6 protein-coding genes and 1 tRNA gene are annotated in these 7,140 nt (G+C 58.6%); 2 read left to right on the plus strand and 5 right to left on the minus strand.

Translation table 11 applies throughout. The features are described 5' to 3' along the window. Positions 1-4: 4 nt before the first annotated feature. Positions 5-1,438: an NAD(P)-dependent oxidoreductase gene (locus ACR0J4_RS22630; RefSeq protein ID WP_170643387.1), complete on the minus strand. Its 1,434-nt coding sequence runs from the start codon at positions 1,436-1,438 to the stop codon at positions 5-7. A 228-nt stretch (positions 1,439-1,666) separates the two neighbouring features. On the opposite strand from ACR0J4_RS22630, the gene ACR0J4_RS22635 reads away from it, so the two are divergent. Then, positions 1,667-2,470, plus strand: a complete 804-nt coding sequence (locus tag ACR0J4_RS22635) for an undecaprenyl-diphosphate phosphatase (protein ID WP_170643388.1) — start codon at positions 1,667-1,669, stop codon at positions 2,468-2,470. On the opposite strand, the gene ACR0J4_RS22640 is transcribed toward ACR0J4_RS22635, so the two are convergent. Beyond that, the gene (locus ACR0J4_RS22640) at positions 2,471-3,454 is read right to left on the minus strand and encodes a complex I NDUFA9 subunit family protein (protein WP_170643389.1); all 984 of its coding nucleotides are present in this window, start codon (positions 3,452-3,454) and stop codon (positions 2,471-2,473) included. It lies immediately after the preceding gene. Between the two features lie 201 nt (positions 3,455-3,655). Between ACR0J4_RS22640 and ACR0J4_RS22645 the strand changes: the two genes are divergently transcribed. After that, positions 3,656-3,742 (plus strand) — tRNA-Leu (locus ACR0J4_RS22645). Positions 3,743-3,912: 170 nt separating this feature from the next. On the opposite strand, the gene ACR0J4_RS22650 is transcribed toward ACR0J4_RS22645, so the two are convergent. The 3 genes from ACR0J4_RS22650 to ACR0J4_RS22660 form a co-directional block, all read right to left on the minus strand. After that, entirely contained in the window at positions 3,913-4,329 is a 417-nt protein-coding gene (locus ACR0J4_RS22650; RefSeq protein WP_170643390.1) for a hypothetical protein, read from the minus strand. Between the two features lie 186 nt (positions 4,330-4,515). Then, on the minus strand, positions 4,516-5,997 hold the full coding sequence (locus ACR0J4_RS22655) for a heme biosynthesis HemY N-terminal domain-containing protein (protein ID WP_170643391.1): 1,482 nt from the start codon (positions 5,995-5,997) through the stop codon (positions 4,516-4,518). 10 nt (positions 5,998-6,007) lie between these two features. Beyond that, a partial coding sequence (locus ACR0J4_RS22660) for a COG4223 family protein (RefSeq protein WP_480668829.1) occupies positions 6,008-7,140 on the minus strand: 1,133 nt, incomplete at its 5' end.

A 7,140-nucleotide genomic window follows, 5' to 3' on the forward strand; every position in this document is an offset into this window, starting at 1 on the left:
GCGGTTATTCAGCCGCGACCACCGTCTTGGCATTGAACCGCTCGATGATGGCATCGGCGCAATCACGGCCATCCCGGATCGCCCAGACGACCAGAGAGGCGCCGCGCACGATGTCACCGATGGCATAGACGCCGTCCATCTCGGTCTCACCGGTCTGGAAGGCCGCCTTGACGGTGCCCCAGCGCGTGACCGGCAGGTCGGGCTGGCCAAACAGGGTGGGCAGGTCTTCGGGTTCAAAACCCAGCGCCTTGATCACCAGATCGGCCTCTTCGACATAATCCGCGCCTTCGATCACTTCGGGGGCCTGACGGCCCGAGGCATCGGGTTGACCCAGACGCATCTTCTGCACCATCACGCCGTTGACAGTGTCGTCACCGGTAAAGCCCTTGGGCGCGCTGAGCCATTCAAACACCACGCCTTCTTCCTCGGCATTCTGCGTTTCTCGCTGCGAGCCGGGCATGTTGGCACGGTCACGGCGGTACAGACATTTGACCGAGGTCGCGCCCTGACGGATCGAGGTGCGCACACAGTCCATCGCCGTGTCGCCACCGCCGATAACGACAACCTTTTTACCTTCGGCATTCAGGCGGCCATTGTCGAAATCTTCGACCGCGTCACCAAAGCTTTTGCGGTTCGAGGCGGTTAAGAAGTCGATCGCTTTCTCGATACCCGTCAATCCGCTGCCCGGCATGGACAGATCGCGCGACTTGTAAACGCCGGTTGCGATAATCACGGCGTCATGCTTGGCGCGAATTTCGTCAAATTTGGCGGCGTCCACGTCGCAGTTCAGAACGAACTCCACCCCGCCATCGGCTAACAGGTCATTGCGGCGCTGGACGATGTCTTTCTCGAGCTTGAAGCCGGGGATACCGTACATCAACAGGCCGCCCGCACGATCATAGCGGTCATAGACTGTGACTTGGATACCGGCACGGCGTAGCATGTCGGCTGCGGCCAGACCACCCGGGCCTCCGCCGATGATGCCGACACTTTCGCTGCGTTCAGCGGTCGGAACGACGGGCTTGACCCAACCTTTATCCCATGCGGTGTCGGTGATGTATTTCTCGATCGTTCCGATGGTGACCGTACCGTGACCCGACTGTTCAATCACACAATTGCCCTCGCACAAGCGGTCCTGAGGGCAAATACGGCCACAGATCTCGGGGAATGTGTTGGTTGCCTGACTCGTCGCGTAGGCCTCTTCCAGACGGCCTGTCGCTGTCAGGCGCAACCAGTCGGGGATGTTGTTGTGCAGCGGGCAATGCGACTGGCAATAGGGCACACCACATTGGCTGCAGCGGCTGGCTTGCTCTGCAGCCTTGGCCGATGCGAATTCCGCGTAGATTTCGTCAAAGTCTTCTTTGCGGTCATCGGCGGCACGCTTTTCAGGCATGACTCGGTCAATCTGCACAAATTTCAACATCGGTTGCTTTGCCACGGGTCCGACTCCATGAATTGGCTAGGAAGCATCTCTTTATGAGATCGCCTCAGATATGAAAAGTCATATATACTGACCTAATTGAGAAAAATCTCGGCTGGCACGCAAAATATTTGCTTTTTTCTTCTATTTTTATGTCCGATACGGACCTATCTATCATCTTTCCTTTTCGACACCACCAGAATACCCATAAACCCAAAGCAATTTGATGGCAGTGCGGCAGGGTAAATGAGTCTCTTTCACTTGATTCTCGTGGCGATCATTCAGGGGCTTACTGAATTTCTGCCTGTCTCCTCGTCCGGCCATCTGATCTTGCTGCCCAACCTGACCGGGATGCAGGATCAGGGCCAAACCATCGACGTAGCCGTTCATGTGGGCACGCTTGGCGCGGTTGTTTTGTACTTCTGGTCCGACGTCAAACAAGCAATCCGCGGGCTGCCCGCCGCGCTGTCTGGGCGCACCGACACGGCGCAGGCACGGTTGGCGCTGGGGTTGATCGTGGCAACGATTCCGACAGTCCTCGCTGGACTGGTCCTTTTCCTGACCGGCCTGACCGAGGCGCTACGATCCATCGCCGTCATCGGCTGGACCATGCTACTGTTTGGGCTGCTGCTCTACTGGATGGACCAGAAAGGCCCCCAGACCAAGATCGCCGCCGATTGGAGCCTGCGTGACGCAGCAATCATGGGCCTTTGGCAGGCTATCGCCTTAATTCCGGGAACATCCCGGTCGGGCATCACCATCACAGGAGCGCGGCATCTGGGTTATACGCGGGAAGAGGGCGCGCGCCTCGCCATGCTGATGTCGATCCCGACCATCATCGCCTCGGGCGTGTTGCTGTCCCTTGACGTAGTCCACCAGGCCGACGCGCAACTGGCAAAAGACGGAGCGATCGCCGCCCTCTTTGCTTTCGTGTCGGCTTTGCTGGCCCTCAGCCTGATGATGCGCATGCTGCGCAGTGTCAGCTTCACGCCCTATGTCATCTATCGCGTCATTCTGGGCGCGATCCTGCTGGTGATCGCCTATAGCTGATCAGGTCCGCAGGTTCTTGGCCGAGTTCTGAATGTCGTCATACTGACCCGAGGGGCGGAATTTCCACAGGTATTCGGGCAGAACAGCATCCAACGTCGTGGGCACAATACCCAGATCCGCAAAACCCTTGGCGCTGTCACTAACCACATTGTCCTGTCGCAGGTTTTTGAGCTGATCCCGCGTCAGAATCGGGTTCGAGAACAGCTGAAAGCTGACGAATTTCAGAATGTCCAACACGCCGGCCATGATCTTGGCGACAAAGAACGGCACACCCAGAATCACCCGGCGCCGATGAATGACCTCCAGCATTTGCTGCATCAAAGCCCGGAAGGTTTTCACCTCAGGACCGCCCAGCTCATAAATGCCCGAAGCCGCTTGCCCCAAGACACCTCGCTCGGCTGCCCGCGCCACATCATCCACATAGACCGGCTGAAACCGTGTCTCGGCCCCGACCAGAGGCAGAAATGGCCCGAACCGCGTCATCGCGGCGAACCGGTTGAAGAACTGATCCTCGGTCCCGAAAATGATCGAAGGGCGCAGGATCATCGCATCAGGCATATGAGCCAGAACTCCGGCCTCGCCCGCCGCTTTGGTGCGGGAATAGGCGCTGTCTGACTCGGCATCAGCACCAATGGCTGAGATATGAACCATCCGCGCCACGCCATTCTCGGACGCAAGACGCGCGATGCGTTCGGCCCCTTCGGCCTGCACTGCATCAAACCCGTTCTTGCCCAGTTCGTTCAGAACACCCACGCAATTCACAACCGCATCCGCACCTTGCATGGCCAACTGCACCGAGGCGTCATCCCGGATGTTGCAAAACACTGGCTCAACCTGACCCACAACGCCATAGGGTTTCACGAACATGGCCTCATTCGGGCGTCGCACGGCGACTCGGACACGCCATCCCTTGGCCGCCATACGGCGCGCGATGTAGCGCCCGACAAACCCTGACCCTCCGTAGATCGTGACCAGTTTCGACATTCGATGGCTCCTGCTGCGTGGCTTTGACGTAGAAGTAGCGCCCGAACCCCTTTGAAACAAGGCATCAAATCGCCGCGCGTCTTGCATTGAGACCCGCTGTGAAAAGGGTCCGAGCGGCGTGGTTCAAAAAACTTTCAAAAATCTGTCCGAATCTGGTTGACCCTCCCCGCCGCTGGGCTTAAACGCCCCCTCACGACACCTGCCCAGGTGGCGGAATTGGTAGACGCGCTAGCTTCAGGTGCTAGTGTCCGTATGGACGTGGAGGTTCGAGTCCTCTCCTGGGCACCAAATCCCCTTAAGTTGAATTGATTGCCCGCATTGGTGGCCGGGAAATAGCCCGTGTGTTCGGGGAATTCAGTCTCCGATTCCAATCACACGCACCGCATTCATGCCTTGAGCGTTGACGTTAGGGCCTCGCAAAGCACTTCTCTGCGTAGGCCCCGGCCTTTGTCCCAGACTTACTTGGCTTTCTTTTCAAGGTTTTGCCAGAACTTCAGCTTTTCGTCGAAGGTCTTTTCCATCTGCTTCGGCTTCGCTTTCGGGACGGCCTGTTGCACCACATGCGTCGCCTCGTGACCGATCAATTTCTTGGCCGCCGATGCAGTCTTGGCAGCTTTCGACACTTGAACCAGAAGGTCTTTGTTGGCCTTTTCGTCCATACACTTTTTCTTCTTGGCAGTCGAAATGGCCTTCTGCGCAGCTTTGCTTTGCTTCATCGCCACTGCAATTGCCTTTTTCAACGGTGCCAGTGTTTTCTTCGCGACAGGAGACGCCTTTTCCGCCTGATCAATAATTTTGGACTGCTGGACAATCGCCGCCGCGAGTTTGTCCGCTTCTTTCTCAAATTTATCCAGGCCTTTTTCATCAATTTTCATTGTGTTTCTCCTCAATCTAAAACGCTTGGTCGATTCATCGAGAGAATGCGGCAAATGCTGCCGGTAAGTCAGTGAAACCCGTCACACTGGCGTTAAACACACCAAAGCAGCGCCCCTTGGGGGCGGAGCCAAAAACTTTTGTCTATTGCAAGGCCGCTGTGGGCCGGAAAAGTTCAGCCTTTTGGATCAGGCCTGCTTCTCTACGGTCTCATCCACCGCGTCGGCGTTCAGCTCGATCACTTCGGCAGGCGCTTCTTGTTCTGGCTCCTCGCTAGGCGAGGTTTGATCTTCCAGGGCGCCCACAATCAAAGGCAACATATGCACACCTGTAGCCGTGGCGATCTCGGGCGTCTGAGGCGTCTCCCAGCTGAGCGTATCGAAGCTGCCGCAATTCTGGCAGACCGGACCCCATTCGGGCTGAATGTCATGACAGTTCTCGCAGACCCATTGCGGTCCACGCGGCGCGGTCAAGGCCTTGGCCAGCCAGCCCTGCACAACGGCGTCCGAGGCACCTTCACCGCGCTCAATGGCCGCCATCAACGTGTATCCACGTGCATCGGCCTGTTTTTCGACCACATCGCCCAGCGCGCGACGCGCTTCCGGGAAGTCCTCAGCAACGATATTCAGTTCGGCTAGAATCAGGCGGGTTTCCATGTTCTCAGGGTGGATACGGGTCAGCGCGGTGAACCGCTTGATCCGGTCCTGAGCCGACTCGTCCGGTGCAATCTCGGCAAAGGCATGGGCGAGGTCGGGGTGGGGCTGAACCTCCCACGCTTTCTTGAGGATCTTGGTTGCCGCGCGCGGTTTACCCTTTTCGATATAGGCCCGCGCAGCCATGGCGGCGGCGGGCACCAGATCGGGTGACAGGCGGTTGGCCTCGATGGCTTGTTCTTGTTGCTCGAGGCTTGCGCCATCATCCAGAATGCCCTTGGCCTCGGACAGGGCCAGAACCGCGTCTCGCCGTTTGAACACATCGCGCGGCAGGTATCCGGCCTTCAGTTTTGACGTCAGAGTCGACCGTGCTCCGGCCCAATCCTGCGCCTTGGTCTGCAGGTTCAGCAAGACATCTTGCGTTTCCTCGTGACGCGGCTTCAGTGCCAGGGCTTTCTCGGCCAGTTTGCGCGCGGTTTCGTCATCACCCTCAGCCAGTTTCTGTTTCATGATACCGCGCACACCGACAAAGCGCGTGGCACTATTGGTCACCAGCTTTTTGTAAGTCTCCGAGGCCTTTTTGGTGTCGCCCGTCATCTCGGCCGCTTGCGCCACCAACAAATTGGTCAGTTCCGGCTTGTTCAGCAGTTTCTCGGCCTTAGAGGCCTTGGCCATCGCCATGCGACCCTCGCCCGATGCCAACGCCATGAGACCGTCGGACAGCGCCTCATACCCACGCCGTTCGCGGCTACGGTCGAAATGGCGCGACAGGGCGGTTTCATCACCGTTGAGGAATTTCAGCGTCGCGATCAGCAGGCCCAGCAGTTTGAAGAACAACCAGACGCCAAAGACCAGCACGCCCAGCGCGATCACTGATTGCAGCGGCCCCAGCGTGTATTCTACCCCGGCGACGGTAATCTGAACTCCGCCGCTGGTTTGCATAAGGAAGTGACCACCCAAAGCCAGAAGGCCGATAATCGCAACAAAAACAAGGATCTTAAACAATGACCACAGCATGGCAGGTCCTTCAGTTCGAGTTCAGGTCGGAAGCAAGCGTATCGGCAGCTTCAACCGCCGCGACCCGGGTCTGGGCGGCTTGTTCCCAATCGGCCATTGCGGTCTGCGCCGCCTCTGGCAGGGATTTCAATTCAGTCAGGGCAGAGGCGACATCACCATCGGCCAAGGCCGCCTGAGCCCGCGACAGCACGGCATCCGGGCCATCCCCATCCTGGGGGGTCACCGATCGCGCGCCGGTCTGGCGTTGCAAAAAGGCGATCACGCCCGTGCCTTTATCCGCATCACGCGCATCCGCCAAAGCGGTACGCGCCGCCGCAGGGAATGAGGACCGCAAGGACGACAGCGTCTCAACCCCTTTGTCCGCAGGCGTTGAGAGTGCATCCGGCACCTTCACACCCCCCGCTTGCAGTTCGCCCAAAAGGTCTGAATACGGCTGACCGGCATCCAACTGTCCATGCAGGCGAGACAGAATGGCCAGATTGGTCGCGGCTTGCGCTTCGGCCGTTGCTTTCGCCTCAAGCGCCTGTGCATCGGCGACCATCTTTTCGACCTCACCGCGCTGCGCCGCCAGTGAGTCCTGCAGCTTTTTCAGTTCAGCTTCAAAAGCAGCGGTCGCTTCGGTCGAGGTGTTTGCAGCAATGGGCGCCTTCTCAAGCTCGGTGAGCCGGTCGGCCAGAGGCGCGATCTGACCCGTCAGAGATTCGACGCTGGATTTCATGGCAGACAGGTCGGCATCGACCGGATCCAGCTTTTGCGACAGCGCCTGAACCTGATCCGTCAGGCCCGACACGTCCGGCGCATCCGAGAGCTTCTTCGTCAGCGCTTCAATCTGATCGGATTGTTCCGAGAGCTTCGATTCGAGCGCCGCAATCACGTCCGAGTTATCCGCCCCACCAGACGAGATTAGCCCCGTTTGGGCAGCCGCAAAGCCAAGGCCCGCGGCAATCACACCACCTATCAGGGCCGGAACAAATCCGCCCCGTTGTTCCTGGGTCGGTTCAGCGGGTTTCTCATCGGCCTGCATAGGTTCCGACGGCTCGACGGACGCTTCGGCTTCGGCTTCGGCTTCGGCTTCGGCTTCGGCTTCGGCTTCGGCTTCGGCTTCGGCTTCGGCTTCGGCTTCGGCTTCGGCTTCGGCTTCGG

Source organism: Ruegeria sp. B10 (assembly GCF_056539825.1).

Coding starts and splice junctions, on each gene's coding strand:
- ACR0J4_RS22635 (WP_170643388.1), top strand. CDS start 1,667: ATGAGTCTCTTTCACTTGATTCTCGTGGCGATCATTCAGGGGCTTACT.
- ACR0J4_RS22640 (WP_170643389.1), bottom strand. CDS start 3,454: ATGTCGAAACTGGTCACGATCTACGGAGGGTCAGGGTTTGTCGGGCGC.
- ACR0J4_RS22650 (WP_170643390.1), bottom strand. CDS start 4,329: ATGAAAATTGATGAAAAAGGCCTGGATAAATTTGAGAAAGAAGCGGAC.
- ACR0J4_RS22655 (WP_170643391.1), bottom strand. CDS start 5,997: ATGCTGTGGTCATTGTTTAAGATCCTTGTTTTTGTTGCGATTATCGGC.